At 61.4% G+C, this 16,100-nt stretch carries 21 protein-coding genes; 4 read left to right on the forward strand and 17 right to left on the reverse strand.

The window, feature by feature from the left end:
- Window positions 1–160: 160 nt before the first annotated feature.
- Entirely contained in the window at window positions 161–517 is a 357-nt protein-coding gene (locus CFB82_RS39060; protein ID WP_089487600.1) for a CPBP family intramembrane glutamic endopeptidase, read from the forward strand.
- Window positions 518–814: 297 nt separating this feature from the next.
- Here CFB82_RS39060 and CFB82_RS39065 read toward each other — a convergent pair whose 3' ends face one another.
- The 17 genes from CFB82_RS39065 to ligD all read right to left on the reverse strand — a co-directional run bounded on the left by CFB82_RS39065 (window position 815) and on the right by ligD (window position 12,292).
- Complete coding sequence (locus tag CFB82_RS39065; RefSeq protein WP_089487601.1) at window positions 815–1,018, reverse strand: hypothetical protein; 204 nt, start codon at window positions 1,016–1,018, stop codon at window positions 815–817.
- Window positions 1,019–1,307: 289 nt separating this feature from the next.
- Window positions 1,308–1,979: a DUF2971 domain-containing protein gene (locus CFB82_RS39070; protein ID WP_089487602.1), complete on the reverse strand. Its 672-nt coding sequence runs from the start codon at window positions 1,977–1,979 to the stop codon at window positions 1,308–1,310.
- 500 nt (window positions 1,980–2,479) lie between these two features.
- Window positions 2,480–3,364 (reverse strand): DUF4238 domain-containing protein, encoded by an 885-nt coding sequence (locus CFB82_RS39080; protein WP_089487604.1) that lies wholly within the window; start codon window positions 3,362–3,364, stop codon window positions 2,480–2,482.
- Between the two features lie 251 nt (window positions 3,365–3,615).
- Window positions 3,616–4,170, reverse strand: a complete 555-nt coding sequence (locus tag CFB82_RS39085) for an AlbA family DNA-binding domain-containing protein (RefSeq protein ID WP_256990737.1) — start codon at window positions 4,168–4,170, stop codon at window positions 3,616–3,618.
- Entirely contained in the window at window positions 4,167–6,023 is a 1,857-nt protein-coding gene (locus CFB82_RS39090) for a phage integrase family protein (protein ID WP_089487605.1), read from the reverse strand. The genes CFB82_RS39085 and CFB82_RS39090 overlap by 4 nt, the downstream gene beginning before the upstream one ends.
- Before the next feature lie 3 nt (window positions 6,024–6,026).
- Entirely contained in the window at window positions 6,027–6,305 is a 279-nt protein-coding gene (locus tag CFB82_RS39095; RefSeq protein ID WP_256990739.1) for a hypothetical protein, read from the reverse strand.
- Window positions 6,306–6,414: 109 nt separating this feature from the next.
- Window positions 6,415–7,092 (reverse strand): hypothetical protein, encoded by a 678-nt coding sequence (locus CFB82_RS39100; RefSeq protein WP_089487607.1) that lies wholly within the window; start codon window positions 7,090–7,092, stop codon window positions 6,415–6,417.
- Window positions 7,093–7,101: 9 nt separating this feature from the next.
- Entirely contained in the window at window positions 7,102–7,356 is a 255-nt protein-coding gene (locus tag CFB82_RS39105; protein ID WP_089487608.1) for a hypothetical protein, read from the reverse strand.
- A gap of 35 nt (window positions 7,357–7,391) precedes the next feature.
- Complete coding sequence (locus tag CFB82_RS39110) at window positions 7,392–8,009, reverse strand: hypothetical protein (RefSeq protein WP_089487609.1); 618 nt, start codon at window positions 8,007–8,009, stop codon at window positions 7,392–7,394.
- 100 nt (window positions 8,010–8,109) lie between these two features.
- The gene (locus tag CFB82_RS39115) at window positions 8,110–8,577 is read right to left on the reverse strand and encodes a hypothetical protein (protein ID WP_089487610.1); all 468 of its coding nucleotides are present in this window, start codon (window positions 8,575–8,577) and stop codon (window positions 8,110–8,112) included.
- A 23-nt stretch (window positions 8,578–8,600) separates the two neighbouring features.
- Window positions 8,601–8,807, reverse strand: a complete 207-nt coding sequence (locus CFB82_RS39120; protein ID WP_089487611.1) for a hypothetical protein — start codon at window positions 8,805–8,807, stop codon at window positions 8,601–8,603.
- Between the two features lie 26 nt (window positions 8,808–8,833).
- On the reverse strand, window positions 8,834–9,532 hold the full coding sequence (locus CFB82_RS39125; protein ID WP_244138041.1) for a helix-turn-helix domain-containing protein: 699 nt from the start codon (window positions 9,530–9,532) through the stop codon (window positions 8,834–8,836).
- Between the two features lie 140 nt (window positions 9,533–9,672).
- Entirely contained in the window at window positions 9,673–9,846 is a 174-nt protein-coding gene (locus tag CFB82_RS43570; RefSeq protein ID WP_176016863.1) for a hypothetical protein, read from the reverse strand.
- Window positions 9,847–9,891: 45 nt separating this feature from the next.
- Window positions 9,892–10,251: a hypothetical protein gene (locus tag CFB82_RS39130; protein WP_244138042.1), complete on the reverse strand. Its 360-nt coding sequence runs from the start codon at window positions 10,249–10,251 to the stop codon at window positions 9,892–9,894.
- A 299-nt stretch (window positions 10,252–10,550) separates the two neighbouring features.
- Window positions 10,551–10,961 carry a type II toxin-antitoxin system VapC family toxin gene (locus tag CFB82_RS39135; RefSeq protein ID WP_006482112.1) on the reverse strand — a complete coding sequence of 137 codons (411 nt, stop codon included), beginning with the start codon at window positions 10,959–10,961 and terminating at the stop codon, window positions 10,551–10,553.
- Complete coding sequence (locus tag CFB82_RS39140) at window positions 10,958–11,200, reverse strand: antitoxin (protein WP_089487614.1); 243 nt, start codon at window positions 11,198–11,200, stop codon at window positions 10,958–10,960. The genes CFB82_RS39135 and CFB82_RS39140 overlap by 4 nt, the downstream gene beginning before the upstream one ends.
- A 123-nt stretch (window positions 11,201–11,323) precedes the next feature.
- The gene (ligD, locus tag CFB82_RS39145) at window positions 11,324–12,292 is read right to left on the reverse strand and encodes a non-homologous end-joining DNA ligase (protein WP_244138043.1); all 969 of its coding nucleotides are present in this window, start codon (window positions 12,290–12,292) and stop codon (window positions 11,324–11,326) included.
- Between the two features lie 516 nt (window positions 12,293–12,808).
- Here ligD and CFB82_RS39150 point away from each other — a divergent pair.
- The 3 genes from CFB82_RS39150 to trfA all read left to right on the forward strand — a co-directional run bounded on the left by CFB82_RS39150 (window position 12,809) and on the right by trfA (window position 16,059).
- Window positions 12,809–13,480 carry a nucleotide-binding protein gene (locus CFB82_RS39150; protein ID WP_089430219.1) on the forward strand — a complete coding sequence of 224 codons (672 nt, stop codon included), beginning with the start codon at window positions 12,809–12,811 and terminating at the stop codon, window positions 13,478–13,480.
- Entirely contained in the window at window positions 13,480–14,445 is a 966-nt protein-coding gene (locus CFB82_RS39155) for a ParB/RepB/Spo0J family partition protein (protein WP_089487616.1), read from the forward strand. The genes CFB82_RS39150 and CFB82_RS39155 overlap by 1 nt, the downstream gene beginning before the upstream one ends.
- A 756-nt stretch (window positions 14,446–15,201) precedes the next feature.
- A complete protein-coding gene (gene trfA / locus CFB82_RS39160) occupies window positions 15,202–16,059 on the forward strand; it encodes a plasmid replication initiator TrfA (protein WP_089487617.1) in 858 nt (285 codons plus the stop codon).
- Window positions 16,060–16,100 lie beyond the last annotated feature (41 nt).

Below are 16,100 nucleotides of genomic sequence, written 5' to 3' on the forward strand. Positions count from 1 at the left end.
CGACTGGATGTGGACTTACAATCACGACCGCCCGAACATGGCCCTGGGCGGATTTACGCCGAAGCAGCGGCTGGCCATGGCCGCTTAGTTTCTACTTCTGAACCCCGTGGAAAACGGGGGGATTACCGCATGGCTAACACACCAGCCGCGTGAACCGATCATGGCTTCGCTCTTTCAGTCCAAGACGTCCCTACAAATTGTCGTGATGATCGGTGCGATGCTTTTGCTTCCGCCGGTAGTCGAGGAGTTGGCCTTCCGCCATTTCCTGCTATCTATGCTCCCCTTCCGTGCGAGCTGGTGGGTCGCAGCGGTCGCGGTATGTGCAACCGGGTTGTTCTTCTCGTACGTCCACGCTTACCAATACTGGACGACGAACTTGACGATTTTTCTTGTCGGCGTGGTTTTCGCAGTGGCGAGAATTCGTTCGAACGGCATGACGTTGCCCATAATGCTTCACGCCTATGCGGTCGTGCTGGCGCTTGTGCTGGACCAGCTGATGGCCGCAGCTATCGGGTAGCTTGCCGCGTCGTCCGCAACGGTTCACTGCACTCGCATACCGAAGTCATCAGGAATGCCAACGTCGTGAAGCGAGGGCTGCAGCTATGGCCCACGCGGCACCCCTCTGGGTCTCAAGAGGTTCGGTTGTCCCTCGCCAAGCGAGCACAAGCGACGGACACCCTCTTGAAACTTGTCAGCATCGTAGCATGCAGGTCGCGGACGGATTGGAATCCCGTGGTCAACGAGATCGCGCTTCTCCCTTTTTGGTCAGTCATCACAGCGGTCGACCTGGTCGTGTTGTCGCCGGTGACCGGGACTACAGCAACGACAATTGATTGCCGCTGGCCGTTGAGGGTTCGCGATCATGCTCCGGTGCCGCCATTTGCGGTTGCTCCGCGACAGGCGAACTCGCAATGGCATCGCCCCCCCGCTCGTTCCGGCAGCGCTCGCGGCCCCATTCGGGGCTCAGGACATCGGACGAGAACAGTACGCCGGGGGCAATCTGAATCAGCAGCGTCATCGACGAGTCCTCCCATTGAATGCCGTGATATTCACAAGGCTGGCGTTGCGCGCCAGACTGGACCAACCACCATGCACCATCGTCGTGATCGTACGGCACTTGTGGCCGTTGCTCTACCTCGATCGCAACAGACTGCCTGCGGTCGTGGGGGTGCGTTCAGCACCATTTCTCGGCGGTCGCGTGCAGCGGTAAGCGCGTTTATCACAATGGCACGATTGTCGGCTCGCTTGCTCGCCATATCGCGTAGCGAGTGCTGACGCGTCCGCTTTGTTTGCCGTGCGTATCCATTCTATTCCGAATGGCGGCCAGTCACGAGAACAGGCATATTTCTCTGTTCGACGATTTTGAATTCTTTGAACGCCAACCGTGCTTTTCGGACCTCTACGTCGTGGCCAATGTCACCGATCCAGGACGCAACCTCCTCTTGTGGCGTTTCGCAGCGCACGCCGATGACCACCTCGCGCAACGCGAGATGGTCACCAAATTCCGCGTAGTAGTGTCCATCGTCATCCCGGTCCTGAAGGTCAGCCATTACCCGATACTCGCCTTCGTATCGCCACGCATCGAACTTCGTTAGCAGCATAGCTTTCACCATGTCGGGGGTAACCCCAGCGTTGTGCGCATTTAGGTCGATGTCGAAATTGAGTCGATTTGGTTCGTAATTGATCTTCATCGCCCATTCATCTGGTACATCGAACCCAAGACACATGCCGTAGTGTTTGTTGCCGTAATGTGCCCACATGACCGGACTTTGCCAATGCGTTGAAAAACAGATAACACCACGCTGTTTGGATAGATGCTGGCGAAGCACCTGAGCAACCCTTCGATGCTGTTGAGTAGGGAGGATGTGTGGTAACAGCTCAAAGGGGTCGTTAAGTTCTTCGAAAAGCGAGATTTTCATGCGACGTTCGTCGATAATCTTCTTCGCCCATTTTTCTGCTGTCAGGTAGTAGAGTCGCATGGTCGGTCAGGATGGAATTGACTTGTGCATTGTATCGGCTTCCGGTAATGGATCCGGTATTCCGTAGAGGTCGGCTCCCGAGCGACTGCGCGCGTGGACATGAGCCTCGGGCTTTCTGATTCGCGCTATCGTATGAGTCTCCGCTTTGGTTTCTTTGGTCAATCGTTGTTCGAAACGGCGTAGTACAGGTGCCACCACCAAGCTGTCCGCGACTTCACGGCCTTCGTGCATTTCCATGCATCAGTGTCGCCAGCACTCATGGCCTTGAGCGTTCCATTCATATTCGGACACGCTCCGAGCCAAAGCGCGTATCGCTCGTTCTCGACGCGGACAAGGGCTTTCCCAAGCGTGAAGACCACGGCCAGCAGAAGCAAGATGAGTAGATTGCGAATCGCGACTCTCCCCGTTTTCCTATGACTTTTTACATTCTCTAGCACCACGCTCGACGTGTACTCCGTCCACGTAGAAAGCTAGGTAATGAATCCAACTTAGCATAATCGTCAGGCTCGGTCGATGTAGTTCGCGGTAATGCTTGCGGCCATGCAGTCGTCAGGAAAGAGATTGACGCGGAACCGCGGTTGCAATCGCGAATGCATATATTGACGTTCGCTGTAGGCAACGAAGCAACGGGTCCAATCATGCGCGATCACGAATCGACGGCTGTGCGCCAACGCCGTCAGATTGATGATCTTCATCACGTTCGGCCGTGCGACGTCGATGTCTGACGCGCCGAGCAAGGCCAAAGTTGGAGTGAGCGGTATGTAGAAGGTCGCCGGCGTATCGGGCACGAGAAATTCCCCGGCGTCCGGGCTCGCCTGGCACAAGCGCCACTCCAACGCACCGTGCGTCCTCATGGCCATCATGATTCCAGCGTGGATATGAAGCCCGGTGGCTTGGCGACTCGGTAGCGAGTTGTCTTCGTCGATGTATGTCGTGTGGCAAGCCTCTAGACGTTCCTTAAAGTCTCGGGTGAGGTCTGGAGTGCCTCGGCCAGCATTGAACTTGACTGCTGGTTCGGGGTTGTCGGCGTATTGCGCTCGGCCTTGCCATAGTGCGTGGAACTGCGTGATGAGCCGATGATTAAAACTCAGCCACCGCGTGTCCCCCTTTATCAGCCTCTCGGCGAGGGACTGAAAATCGCGTTCGATGCTTGCACCGAATCCCCCTTCCGCCCGCTGGTCCCACACATGGTTGGCGCAAAAGAGCTTGTTTCGGGCATCGATATTTCGAATAATTTTTTTTGCAGCGAAACTTAGCGCAGACAAGCCTGTTTTCGGATTTCGGAACCGCTCAATGCTCGCGCGCGGGAAAATGTGCTGGTTTCGCGTGAGCTGGTGCGGATTTCCCGGTTGGACCGGCTCGGGCTTGTGCTTGGTCTGTTCCATGGCTAATCGATGATCGTGTGTACGGCCAAGTTTGGCGCATCGGCCTGGCATCACTGCAAAGTCTCGCGACGTGTCGGAGAGCCCCCTTAGGAGAATGTCGAGGTCCTCGCCGCAATCAAGGCTGGGGACGGAGAATCAGCATCGGCCTGTGTCGCCGCTCGTCGTGGCTGATCGTTACTCGCTCGAGCGGCTCAGCGATTGTCCAGCCAGACATGCCGGCGGCAAGCACGGTGAGTCGCACGGTGTGGGCGTCACAGTCGTGGATTCGCGCTTCGCTCTGGGAGCGCGCGCCGGGCGCGTGCGTCGGATTGTCGAAGCCGGCCGATTGCTTCGATGGTGATCGGCTGATCTCTCATCCGCAGGATTGCTCCGGCCTTCTCATTGCGACTCGCAATAAGCTTGTCGAATTGCTCCGCAGACGCCTTAACCGACTCCGAGCCGACTCTAACGTATGCCGGCCCGGTGAAATGAGGCCGACCGTCGCTCGAGCTGACCACGACCGCCACGATCGTCTTTTCGTCGACCGTGAATGCATGAGACTCGTAGCTACGGATTGGCGGGTAGCAGTCGTTGGCAGCCTCGCGCACGCGTTTCTGGACGCTGTCGGAGTTCGGTACGCCCGTGATCATGCCGCCTTTGTCAGCGACACCAATGAAAAGAATGCCGACGCGGCCCGCCTGAATGGTGTTGGCAAAAGCGCTCAGCGTCTGCCGCAATTCGTCTCCCTTTACGCCTTCTGATTTACGCTCTACCAGCTGATCTTCATGGTCGCCGAGGCGTTGCCGCAGTTCGTCATCGGTCATCATCGACGCTCTCCGTTGTCACGAGCCAAACGTGCATGATATTTCGCCGCCTCGCGGCGCATCCGTGCCTCTTCCGGCGACACGTAGATCGAGGTCGTGCCGAGCGACGCGTGGCCGAGCGTGCGTTGCACGACCTCGAGCGCGACGCCGGCGGCCAGCATCTGCGTGCCAACCGTGTGGCGGAATGCATGGGGCGACGTGCTGGCCAGCTTGCGCCGCTCCGGCTCCGTCAGATCGGACATCACCTCGAGCAGCTGCACGACCGCCCATTGCGTGAGTCCGCGCGCGCCGCGCACGGAATACCCGCCACCCGCTGCTGCTGCGGCTACCGCTTCGTCAGTGTCGACCGGTTCACCGAATTTCTCGCGGGCCCGCGGCGTCGGCGGGATGACCAGCGGCGCCACCAGCGGCAAACCGGGCGGCTTCGCCGCGGCCGCTGCGTCGAGATCCTGGCCGCGATCGCGCCAGTGCGCGCGCAGCGCGTCGACGCACTCGTCGCTGATCGGCACGAAGCGTTGCTTGTTGCCCTTGCCGATCACCTCGAGCAACCAGCTAGCCGGCGTGTCGTCCTCCGCCGGCATCCAGACGAGCGCCGCACGCCTCGCTGCGGCCGCCTCGGCGATCCGCAGGCCGCCATCCCCCATCATCAGCAGCAGCGCGCGCGCGGCGCGCCAGCGCGGCCCGCTCGGGCCCTGCAGCTCGCTTCGTTCGGCCAGCGTCGCGCGTACGCGCGTCCAGAGGTTGAGTGGGAGCGCTCGCTCGACCTGCAGCTTGCGTACACGCCTGACGACACTGGGGTCCGAGACGGCCGCCCAAGGGTTGCCGGCCAGATAGCGCACCGCCACCAGCCACGTGAATGCCGCGCGAATCGCGCGCACCGCATAGCGCTGGCTTTCCGGCGCCAGGCCGCCCGGCGCGAACGGCCGCCATAGGCTACTGGTGCGCGCGACCGGCGGCCCCGTGAAGCGTTCGCCCGGCGCGGCGAGAAATGCCTTGTACGCCTCGCAATCCTCGACCCGCATCGACGACAGCGCCACGCCCCGCTCGGCCACGCACCACAGCACGAGGCGCTCGAGTTCCTTCTTGTAGACCCGCTGCGTCGCGGGCCGGTCGTCGTAGCGATGCAGGTACGCCCGCACCGCATCGAGATCGTGCGCCGCGCCGAGATACGCGAACACGGGCGCCCGATTCGCCCCGTGGGCGCCGGACAGCTCGACGGGCAGCGCCAGGCGCTCGAGCGGGGCCAACTGCCCGGCGCCGACGGTGACGCCTGCCGACGTCGGCGCGAGCGCGTCGCCGGCGTCGACGTCCACCTCAACGGCCGCGCCGATCGACTCTGCGTGTCGCCGCAACCAGGCGACCAGCACACGAGCGCGGCCGACGCCGACGCGCGGCACCGATCGCCACCACTGCCCACCGCGGCGGTTCACGAACGCTACGAGCTCGCCGAGCGTGCGGATGCCCTCGCCTTCCAGGCGTGCCGCGACGAGCGAGCGGAACCATCGGCCGACCGGATGCTCGGCCCGTGGCGTCGCGACCGCCCACTGCGCGGCGACCTGCTCGATCAGCTGCAGCGACACGGGCGTCAGGCGCGGCTCGCCGTATTTCTCGATCGCCGCCTGCAGATGAGATTTCAGTACCGGCGAACCGTCGCGCAGCGCGGCCGTGACCAGGTCGTCGCGCATCGTGCGCAGCAGCTGCGCGACGTCGACCGGCTCGGCGTCTTCGCGGTCGAAGTACAGTCGCTCGATCGTCTCGATCGGCAGGCCCTTCACGCGCGCGCGCAGCGCGGTGAATTCGGTGCGACTGTAGCTGCGCAAAGGCATCTGGGCCAGCTGCTGGGGACGATTGGCCATCGTTCAGGCGGTCGCCGGTTGGAGTTCTACGCCAAAGGCCTCGGCCCACGACGCGTCCGTGACGGCATCGAGGGTTGCGATCGCCCGCGCGCGTGCCGCGTCGAGCGTTTCCGCCTCGCTGTTCGGCACATGTCGGCCCGTGAGGACGTCGGATACGGCGTAGACCGGCGCTGTATCGATCGGCAGACCGACGATCGCGTGGGTGGCCCACGTCCGGTCACGGTGTTCGAACGGAATGCCGATCACCTCGACGTCGCCGGTCTGCATCGCGACCGAAAACACGATCGCGTCGACGCGACGCGGCGCCGGCCGCGCCGGCGCTTTCTTGGAAGAGGAACGGGCCATGGTGTCTACTCCAACTGGGAATGGGATGTTCGATGAATCGCCGTGGCTACTGCTTCGCTTTGGATCGCGTTGCAACATCCTGGACCGATATCAAGCCATCGTCGGAGAACGCCCAGCCGACAAATCCGAGCAGAGAGATCGCTTGAAGCGAGAACAATTCGCTACCGTAATCCAATTGCCGCCCGTGAAGCACTTGGTGTCTGTTCAGAAAGCCGGGCCGCGGCTTTGCCATCGGGTGGCTCTCCATCAGCGCCGATAGAAATGTGATGCCGTGATAGCGCTCGGGGTTCTTATCGATCCAGCCGGCGATTTCTGGGCGGTTCCGATGAACATTGAACAACGACTTACCTGTGTCGTCCCACCCGATCCCTTCGGCGGTTGCCAGCATTAAGGGAATGCTGGCCAGATAGCGGCCTGCTCGGTGGAGTTCGAAAGCTTCGCTGACAATATGGGCACGCGGCGGAAAGTCGTGGGCGGTCCGGTGTTCGATGTCCGCGAGGAGCGCGCGAGTCGATTCGGACATCAATATGTCCAGCTCGGCCACATTGGAACGGCAGTCGTCGATTTCCTCAAACAACCGTACTTCCGACTCCGGTTGAATGAACCAGTTGTGTGCAGAGGCGTGTCGGATTGCCCGCTCGTGGGCGCCATAGAACGAGTCCCATCCCTGGCCACCCGTGAGAATCCACTCGGCTTTCGCAAATATATCGCGCGGATCAGTCATGTCGTTTTCCTATGCTCCGGGGCGCGTCATTCTCGCCGCGTTTCGAATACGCGTCGCTGCCATGCGCGGGGTATCGTTGACGCTCGTCCAGTCGTGGTGCCACCATGCAATCAGCTCCGCGGCGATGGCGATCGTTCGTGCTGCGACGACGTCGCGAACTTCGTCCGCGACCTCATCCCACCAGGCCGCGCCTGCGGAGTCGCTGGCGCTGGGATCTATTGCCTGTCGATAGATCGCCTTAGCCGTTTCGAGCGTGATTTGCATCGCGTCTCCCTATTCCGTTTCCCGTCGTTAGCGCATCACCGGCCTCGCTGAGCGTCCTCGAGGATCGCGACCACCGCAGGGCTGCGCAGCGCAGCGCCGAGCACAACGTAGTCGGGATGGTCGCCCCGGGTCTCAGAAAACACGCACTCGCTGGACAAACCCATCGCGAACGCCATCGCCTGCGCCGGCGTGCTCTGGTCGAGCACCGTGCTGGCCACGACGTCGGCGATCACCGCCTGCTCGTGCGGCAGCGGCGCACGGCCCAGCTTCGGCTTAACGGCTTCGCTCACGCCGGTGGCGACCAGGCTGATCAGGTCGATGCGCGGCAGGTAGGCGGCCAGCTGCTCAGCCATGCCTTCTTCAAGCGCCAGCGTGAAGCCCTCGCGGAACAGCGGCGCACGCTCATACGCGATGCGCAGGCAGCGCATTTCGTGCGCGTCGACGGCGATGTCGGCCAGCTGGAACTCGTGCCGAACGTCGTACGCCTCCAGGCGCACATTCCGATCGTCCCCGGTCAGCGCGGGGCGCGCCAGCACGCTGACGATTACGGTGGGCGAACCGAGCGAGTCGGCCGAGCTGACCGGGATCAGCTGGATGATGTAGTGCGGACCTTCGAGTGAGACGCCGGCCTGTAGGCGCTGGACTTCGATCATGGATGGTTTCCTCGTTGTGTGTTGGTCAATGCCGCCGCTGTCCTCTTTCCGAAAAAGGGTGCCCTGGTTCGCAACGAACGGCTAGTGGGCCAATGCTCGGTCAGTTCGCCGGCGTCTGCCCGGCTTTCTCGTAGAACGAGTCCACAATCGCGAGCAGCTCGCGCAGGCGTGCAGCGACGCGCGGCGTCACGAACAGATCCACGTCGGCGGTGCGGGCGTAGTACGCCTTGGTCGGCCCGACACCATCCGGGCCACCGCCGATATCGAGCAGCCGCAGATCGACGGTCGGATCGGTCTTGTCGGCGTAGAGCTCGGCGGCGCTGTAGATGTTGTAGATGGCGCCATCCTCGGCCCAGTCTTGCGTGTCGACACACCATGCGTGCGCCAGCAATCGTTGCAGGTGGGCGGCCTCATCTGCGCCGCGCGGCGCTTCGAAGAACACGGTTCGTTCCTCGTACGAGCCTCGCGATTGGCACAGGGCATCCGGCAGCACGACGAACGCGCGGTACAGCGTACCTGTCGTGAGGGCCGTGGTCAGAATCGGTCGTTCGACTGCTTTCAGGCTCATCGTTTTCTCCGGTTTTGAGGCGCTTAGGCAGCGCCGATCTTGGCGGCGTACGCTTCAGCCAGAGCGCGCGCGTCGGCCGCCCACGAGGTCGCGCCGGCCTCGTCTGCCGCGTTGCGCAGAAAGTGCGCGGCGTCTTGCCAGTCGCCGGCGGCCACGGCTTTCCAGGCGAGCCGGCAGCGCGTCACCTGCTCGTCGGGGGCGTCCAGTAGCAGGTCGTAAGCGGTTTTCATCGTCGCTCCTGGTGAAGGCGTTTCGTTCAACTGCGCGGCACGCGCTGCTCGAGGTGGATCACATTCGCGCGCACAAAGGTCACGCGCTCGCCGACGCAGAAGCCGGCGAATTCTTCTTCTCCGGGGGCGTCCGGGAATTCCGTGATACGCGCGCCATAACGGTTGTCGGTCAGCGCCGTGTCGCTCACTATCGCGAGAAGACGTGGCCCGATCTTGGGCTGCAGCTCGACCGCGTCGCCTCGCTCGATCGTGTCGCGGGCGACGTCGCGCGCCGTATCCCAGCCGCGCGTGAGCGCCGGCGCGATCGTGAAGTCAGCGGGATCACGATAGCCCCACACGCGGCGCAGCAGCTGCCAGGACGCGATCGGCATGGCGCCCTGTCCGGCCTCCCAGCGCTGCACCTGACGCTCGGTGACGCCCAGGCGCTCGGCCATCTCAGCCTGCGTGCGTTCGTTGCTGGCGCGCATCTGCTTCAGTTCGGCCGGCGTCGGTGCACCACGCCGCACGGCGACCTCCAGCGTGACGCCGCCATCCCATTCCAACGTGACGGGGCCACCGCACTGCGCGCAGGTGGCCGCCTCGCCGTCGTGGCTGTCGTCCGGAAGCCGGACCTCGCCGTTGTGGCGACATTCGAAGCAGCGGTACACGTACCGCACGCCGTCCTTGCCCTTCTCCATCCGCGCCCCCTGGCAGAAGCCGACAAAACGTCGGGTGGTTTTCAGCATAGCACGACATTTTGTCGTGTCAAGGACAGGTATAACCTACCCTCCGGGGTTTTGGCATATTAAACGCAATGCCGATAAGGAGAGTTATCGGCATTGACCGCGCGCCACAAAAACCCGGCCGCAGCCGGGTTCCTCGTCGCTCAGCGGCGCGTAATCAGGTACACGACCAGCGGCAAGCTAGCCAGCATGGCGATCGCCGCCAGCGGGTGATACAGCCCGTAACTGGCGGGCCAGAGAGCCGACAGCCCGCGGTCTATCGCCGCCAGCCCTACCAGCCCCGCCGCGACCGCCAGCAGCCCGATTCCTGGGTTCATTTCCGATCTCCTCTCGGTAGTGGTCGATTCTATCGCGGCAGCCACTCACGCAGCTGGCTCACCGTCCGGCAGCTCGGGGTCCGGCAGGAACGACACCTGGCCGGGCGGGATGACAAAGCTCGGCAACCAGTCGTCCAGGGCCGTACACACGCGCTCGTAGGCCGCGTCGAGCCCGGAACCCTCCGGTGCGTTCGGCGCGTCCGGAAACAGGCGCCGGCCGGTCTCGATCATGTCGTCGCAGAGGAAGCCGTACCGCCCCTTCTGCAGCATGGTCCACAGCGCATCGTAGCGCTCGGCCTCGAGGGACATCAGGCCGACCGACATCGCATCCGCGATCCGGAATTTCATGTAGCCGATGCACCACTCGAGGAACATCTGCTGGACAGCCGTCATCGGCGTTGTCACTTCGCCACCTCCTTCGCCACGCCCACGTATCGCAGGACGGCGATCGGCATACCTGGTTCGCCCGGCGGTCGGCCCGCGCTTATTGCTCGCCTCGGGACGCGTTGACCGTGCACACGATGCACGCGGCGAACGTTATTACCGCCGGTACGTTCCAGCCGAGCGCGAGGCACCCGACCGTCAATGAAAAGGCAAAAATCGCCGCACCGCCGTATCCGTTCATCCCCGCTCCCATTCTGTTGTCAGGCGCACTGTCGTGCGTCGGTGGCTCCGATCGTGCCGCCTGCGGCCGCCACGCCGCATTACGTCGCCGGCCGCAGCCAGTTTTCGACCGGCAGCCCCGCGACGCGGGTGAATTCAGCCGTGTTGTCGGTGACCAGCACGGCGTCGACGGCCAGCGCATGCGCGGCGATCAGCATGTCGTTGGCGCCGATCAGCTGACCTTGCTTTTCAAGCTCGGCCCGCAACCGCCCGTAGCAGCGGTCCGCGTCCGGCTGCAGCGGCAACACCGTCAGGCTTGCGAGCAGCTGCTCGACGCGTTGCGCGAGCGTTGACGAGCCACGCTTCCAGACGCCGAACCGTAGTTCCGCCGCGACGACGATCGAGGTGCACACTTGCTCCGGCGGGGTTTCGCCGATCCGGGTGGCGCATGCGCCGCGCGGGTCGCGGATCACGTTCGACAAGATGTTGGTATCGAGCAGGTACAGCGTCATTCGATGTCGACCGGTTCAGGCGGCAGGTCCTCGATGTCCGGAAAGGACTCGTCCAGCGGGGTCCACTGGGCGAACAGCTCGCGCAGGGGCGCGGCCTCCACGGGCTCAATGATCAAGCGGCGGCCTTCCCGGTGGATGGTGACCTCCGAGACCGGCAGCTCGAACTCGCGCGGGATCCGCACGGCCTGGCTGCGCCCGTTGCGAAACAGGCGCGCGTGGCGGGTGTCATGGGTTGGCATCAGGACGGCCCCTCTTCAATCGGGTTAGCATATGCCACAGCATATACAAGCCGACGCGGATTCGCAATGCGCTCGTGATCATGCTGGCGCGCCGATCGATTGGGCCGTTCTGCTTTGAGGAGATCACTTGCTGTTGTGGGGGCGTTTCGGTTCGCGCGGGTCTTCGCGAATCACGCTCCGTGCCGGCTTGTCGACGCGCAGCCCGCGAAACGACGGATGACGCAGCTGGCCGGTCCGCGTCCATTCAAGAAACGCCACTTCGGCGACCAGATCTGGATTCAGCCAGTGGAAGTCTCGATCCCTTTCGGGTGTAGGGACACTGACGAACGGTGACCGGTTGCGGCCCATGACTGCGAGCTGACTTTCGAATTCCCGCGCTTGGCGGGGCGTGAAACGCGGCGCGACCTGCCCGACGTAACGGAGTCGACCACCTTCCTCGTACACGCCTAAGAGCAGTCCGCGCACGCCCGCTGTTGCGCCCTTACGGCGTGAAAATCCGCCGATGACGAACTCCTGGCGTTTGCTGCATTTGAGTTTGATCCAGCCGTCCGATCTTCCCGAGCGATACGGCGCGTCCGCCAGCTTGCCCATGATTCCCTCTAGACCGAGGGCACACGCCGAGGCCAGCATGGCGTCGGGGTCGGCGTCGATCGCCTCAGAGAAGCGCACCTCGTTCCCGAGAATTTCGGCAACGAGCTTCGTCAGCGTGGCGCGGCGTTCACGCCACGTCCACGGCCGGAGATCATTGTTGTTAAGCCACATCAGGTCGAAGACGACGAGCGAAATCCCTGCAGTTCGACGTCTGTCAAACGCGTTCTGCAGGCCGTTGAAGTTTGGCCGCCCTTCTGTATCGAACCAGACGGCCTCCGCGTCAAGCCACGCACGGTCGACCGGCAATCGTTCAAGGACGGACCTCAGGTGCGGAAGTCGGGCGGTCCAGTCGTGGCCGTTCCTGGTGAAGATTCGGACGTCACCAGCGTCGATACGCGCGAGCATCCGGTAGCCGTCGAATTTGATCTCATACCCCCACTCTCCCGTCGTTGGGGGTTCTGCAGCAAGCACGGCCAGCGACGGCTCGATGAATTCCGGCATGCGACCATTTTCGGGTACTTGCGTCCGGGCACGGATGCCGCGCTCAGTTGTCCACCGCCCCATATGCCCTCCTCGCTTTGTAGGTATGTGGGCAATCTATATGCCCGTTGCGTGGGGCGTTTGACCAGGACAGACGATCTTGGCTCGAGCCAAGACCGGTCGACCAGAGGGTGAATGAACTGTTCAGGATCGGCGGCAATCGTAACCACGGCAATCTCAGTGAGCTACTTCCGCGAGATCTTGGCTCGAGCCAACTCTTGGACATTTTGTGACACTCCCTATGGAAATCCGTCTTGGCTCGAGCCAAGACCGTTCAGAAGTGCGGTCCATGGCGAATCATTCAACATCGGATTGCGATCTTGGCTCGGGCCAAGACGGTGGCATTCTCGATCCGAATCGTTGTTACCTGACCACATTTTATAAAGATCACAAAAAAATATGGTGATTTGATTGACTTATTTTGACTGAAGAATAAAACTCCGAGCGTTGAAACAAACACTTTCCAGTGGAGGTGAAATGGTCATCACGATTGGGGCGGAAAAAGGAGGTGTTGCTAAGACGCGGTTAGCAACGCACATAGCAGCTCTGGCTGCCGCGGAAGAAGTGGATGTCGTTCTTCTCGATACTGATAAGCAGGGTTCTGCGATGAGTTGGTCGCGAATTCGAAACGAAGAGGGCGTTACACCAGCCATTCCAGTGCTCGCTCTCCCGGCAAATCCGGCCCGCGAACTGGCAAACCTTGCCAACAAGTACACCCTCGTCGTGGTTGACATCGGCGCGCAGAACTATCGGACGATGCTGGAATGCGCACTGTTATCCGATCTCGTGCTGGTGCCGTGCGGGCCTGATCAACAAGAAGTGGAGTCGACGTTGAATGTCTTCGCGACCCTTAAAGACATGGGGCCGCGGCATGAAAGCGGTGAGATCCCCGCATACGTGGTGCTCACTCGGGTGTCGCCGGTCGAAGGATCGAAGGCGACTGCGGAATTGCGGGCATATTTGAAGAGCGAAGACATTCGACTTTTCGATTCCCAGATTCCGCAGAGAGAAGCTTGGCGTGCGACCGGCAAAACCGGCCGGGCCGTTCATGAGCTGAAGGGCCGTGATCGGTCGAAGAAGGCGATCGATGAGATGGAGGCGGTCTATCGGGAAATCATCGAACGGATCAACGGTGCGGAGGTCAAGTAATGGCTACTTTTAAGAAAAAAGCAGTGGCGGTCGAGCGAGTTGCGGCGGTGGAGGATGCCGCTTCGTTGGCTCCCATCGTGGGCGATCCGCGGATGGCGCCGCCAGTGGCAACTATCTCCCAGCTTCGTGGGGGCGGGGTTGGCTCGAGCCAAGAGCCTCCTAGATATGAAATCGGGCAAACGTATGAAGTTCCGGTTGGCAAAATTAAATCGAATTCTGTCAATCCAAGGGCCATCTATACAGCCTCTTCTGTATCTGAGATGGCTGAGTCGCTCGCGGCCCGAGGGCAGGGGCAGTCTGCGAGTGCGTATCAGGATGAAGCGGGCGACGTCGTACTCATTGACGGAGAGAGGCGCCTTCGCGGGGCTCGAACGGCAGGTCTTCCTACGTTGCGGCTTGAGATTCGCCCCAAACCAGCAAGTGAGCGGGAACTGTATGAGGAAGCCCGCGCTGCGAACGTAGAGCGCAAGGATCAAAGCCCGCTCGATGACGCGATCAAATGGAAGGAATTGATATCGCGGAAGATCTATCCGACACAAGCGGCTCTGGCCAAAGCGCTGAGGCTCGGGGAAGATCATGTTAGCCGGACTTTGTCGCTTGCCCAACTGCCGAGCAAGATCGTTCAAGCCGCCGCGGAATATCCGGAACTTCTCTCACTCAAAATGCTGAACGCAATTCGAGAATTCTGGGAAGTGAAAGGGGAAGAGGAGACCCTCGACCTTATCGCCGAAGCGGCTAAAAGCGGGATGGGTTACCGCGATGTCGCTGCTCGCCGTAAAGCTGCTGCGAAAGGGACGGTTCGGCGGCCCAGGTCGACGCGCGAGCAACTGACCTTCCGTGGAGCGAAGGGCGAGTTCAAGTCGTTTGAAGAAGATGGCCGGATCGAGTTGAAGCTGAAGGGGTTGGCTCCGGACGTCGCGGCAGAGATCAGCGAAAAGATCTTGGCTCTATTTCCGAAGGAATAGGGCGGTTGCTCCTCCGCGTAACGGGTTGGGGTCGATATCGGAGTGGGCCCCTGGATGACGCTGGGGCGCATTGCTCTTGTGATGGGAAGGTGCACGGGCAGGGGACACGACTATCGGTTATGGAGCGATGGAAGTCAGCGTGGTCCTGTAGCGCGGACTCGTCTCTGGAGCGATGGAGGGTAACGTTCCTCCAGCGATGCGCTATATGGGACGGGCGTGAGCGTGAGAGTGTGTACTCACCTTGCGTCGGGGCAGCTTGGCGGTATCGTGTCGTTCTTCCAGCGATGCTGATATGGCAGGGTCGTCTCTCCAGCGATGGCCGCGACGGCCTCTTTGTTCAACACTGTCGTTCTTCCAGCGATGATCTACCGTGTCGGCGCTGCACTTTTGGCGCGGAGGTATCGTGCTTACAACGATGGACAGGTCGATTAGAAAAAGATTAAAAGAAGATTAGGCTCTGTGGACAACAGCGGTAGCCATTTGATTGCAAAGGTGTTTTTTGAAAGGCCTGCTCGCTGGAAGAACGATAGCGGCATCGCTGGCAATACGAGTGTTACCTCGCTGGAGGCACGATTGACCACGCTGGAAGCACGATAGGGGCATCACGCTGGAGGAACGAGGAACATCGCTGCAGTGACGAGTGCGCTGTGATACCTCGCTGGAGGCACGATAGTCCCGTAGTTTTTTTGCTGAACCATCGCTGGAGAGACGAGACAAGGGTCTTGATGGCGAAATTCACGTACTTATACTTCTCGCATGGCAAATTCCATCGTCGACCAGGTGAAAGCGATCGCAGCACGCGCTAGCAGCGCGGGTGTGGAAACGCAATCTCATCCGACACAGATTCCACTGTGGCCGGCGAACGTTCGTGGGATGCCAAACGCCCTCGCGCGCTCGGCTCTGTTCAACGTGAACAAATCGAACGCGCCGCGTATCCGAATGGAGAAGGCGCTTATCGCAAGCGTTGATGGCGTCGAAATTTCGTTTAGCGGGGAAGAACTGAGACAGGACGACGCGGACGTCTTTCTTGAAGTGCTTCACCTGGCCCGGGATACTCAGCTGAACGAGAAGGTGGAATTCACAGGCTACAGCGTGTTGAAGTCGCTTGGCTGGGGCACGTCGGTAAAGTGTTACGACAGGCTCGTGACGACGCTGGAACGGTTGCAAGCGGGGCAAGTCAAGGTCCGCTTCACGGGCAACAAAAAGGGGTTTGTCGGGTCGTTGATCCGTAAATTCCTGTGGAAGGAAGGCACCGAAACGGGAACTGACGGCAAGACGCGGTGGGTGGCGTACGTCGAACCAGAAATCGTCGCGCTATTCTCTGACGACGACTACACGCGGCTGGCGCGCGAGCAGCGTCAGCGACTGCGATATGAGTTGTCGAAATGGTTGCATACGTACTACCACACGCATGCAGTGCCTTTCGCGCATTCCGTACGTTTCCTTCATCGTCAGTGCGGCTCGCAGACGAAAGAGTTGTTCCACTTTCGCGCGAACTTGAAGAAGGCGCTCGACGAACTCGTGAAAGAGGGCTTCTTGGTCAGCTGGATGATCGACAAGAACGACCTGGTACATGTCGTGCGTGCGTCGTCGCGTGGCGCGATTGCGGCCTGAAAAAGAGGCGGTATTCGCCGGGCAGTGACGCGGCTTCTAGT

The sequence above is a fragment of the Burkholderia sp. HI2714 genome, assembly GCF_002223085.1.
Taxonomy (GTDB): domain Bacteria; phylum Pseudomonadota; class Gammaproteobacteria; order Burkholderiales; family Burkholderiaceae; genus Burkholderia; species Burkholderia lata_D.

Coding starts and splice junctions, on each gene's coding strand:
- CFB82_RS39135 (WP_006482112.1), bottom strand. CDS start 10,961: ATGACGCTGTACCTGCTCGATACCAACATCTTGTCGAACGTGATCCGC.
- ligD (WP_244138043.1), bottom strand. CDS start 12,292: ATGCCGGAATTCATCGAGCCGTCGCTGGCCGTGCTTGCTGCAGAACCC.
- trfA (WP_089487617.1), top strand. CDS start 15,202: ATGGCAAATTCCATCGTCGACCAGGTGAAAGCGATCGCAGCACGCGCT.
- CFB82_RS39065 (WP_089487601.1), bottom strand. CDS start 1,018: ATGACGCTGCTGATTCAGATTGCCCCCGGCGTACTGTTCTCGTCCGAT.
- CFB82_RS39115 (WP_089487610.1), bottom strand. CDS start 8,577: ATGAGCCTGAAAGCAGTCGAACGACCGATTCTGACCACGGCCCTCACG.
- CFB82_RS39070 (WP_089487602.1), bottom strand. CDS start 1,979: ATGCGACTCTACTACCTGACAGCAGAAAAATGGGCGAAGAAGATTATC.
- CFB82_RS43570 (WP_176016863.1), bottom strand. CDS start 9,846: ATGAACCCAGGAATCGGGCTGCTGGCGGTCGCGGCGGGGCTGGTAGGG.
- CFB82_RS39155 (WP_089487616.1), top strand. CDS start 13,480: ATGGCTACTTTTAAGAAAAAAGCAGTGGCGGTCGAGCGAGTTGCGGCG.
- CFB82_RS39060 (WP_089487600.1), top strand. CDS start 161: ATGGCTTCGCTCTTTCAGTCCAAGACGTCCCTACAAATTGTCGTGATG.
- CFB82_RS39090 (WP_089487605.1), bottom strand. CDS start 6,023: ATGGCCAATCGTCCCCAGCAGCTGGCCCAGATGCCTTTGCGCAGCTAC.
- CFB82_RS39080 (WP_089487604.1), bottom strand. CDS start 3,364: ATGGAACAGACCAAGCACAAGCCCGAGCCGGTCCAACCGGGAAATCCG.
- CFB82_RS39125 (WP_244138041.1), bottom strand. CDS start 9,532: ATGCTGAAAACCACCCGACGTTTTGTCGGCTTCTGCCAGGGGGCGCGG.
- CFB82_RS39110 (WP_089487609.1), bottom strand. CDS start 8,009: ATGATCGAAGTCCAGCGCCTACAGGCCGGCGTCTCACTCGAAGGTCCG.
- CFB82_RS39100 (WP_089487607.1), bottom strand. CDS start 7,092: ATGACTGATCCGCGCGATATATTTGCGAAAGCCGAGTGGATTCTCACG.
- CFB82_RS39150 (WP_089430219.1), top strand. CDS start 12,809: ATGGTCATCACGATTGGGGCGGAAAAAGGAGGTGTTGCTAAGACGCGG.
- CFB82_RS39140 (WP_089487614.1), bottom strand. CDS start 11,200: ATGCCAACCCATGACACCCGCCACGCGCGCCTGTTTCGCAACGGGCGC.
- CFB82_RS39120 (WP_089487611.1), bottom strand. CDS start 8,807: ATGAAAACCGCTTACGACCTGCTACTGGACGCCCCCGACGAGCAGGTG.
- CFB82_RS39105 (WP_089487608.1), bottom strand. CDS start 7,356: ATGCAAATCACGCTCGAAACGGCTAAGGCGATCTATCGACAGGCAATA.
- CFB82_RS39085 (WP_256990737.1), bottom strand. CDS start 4,170: ATGATGACCGATGACGAACTGCGGCAACGCCTCGGCGACCATGAAGAT.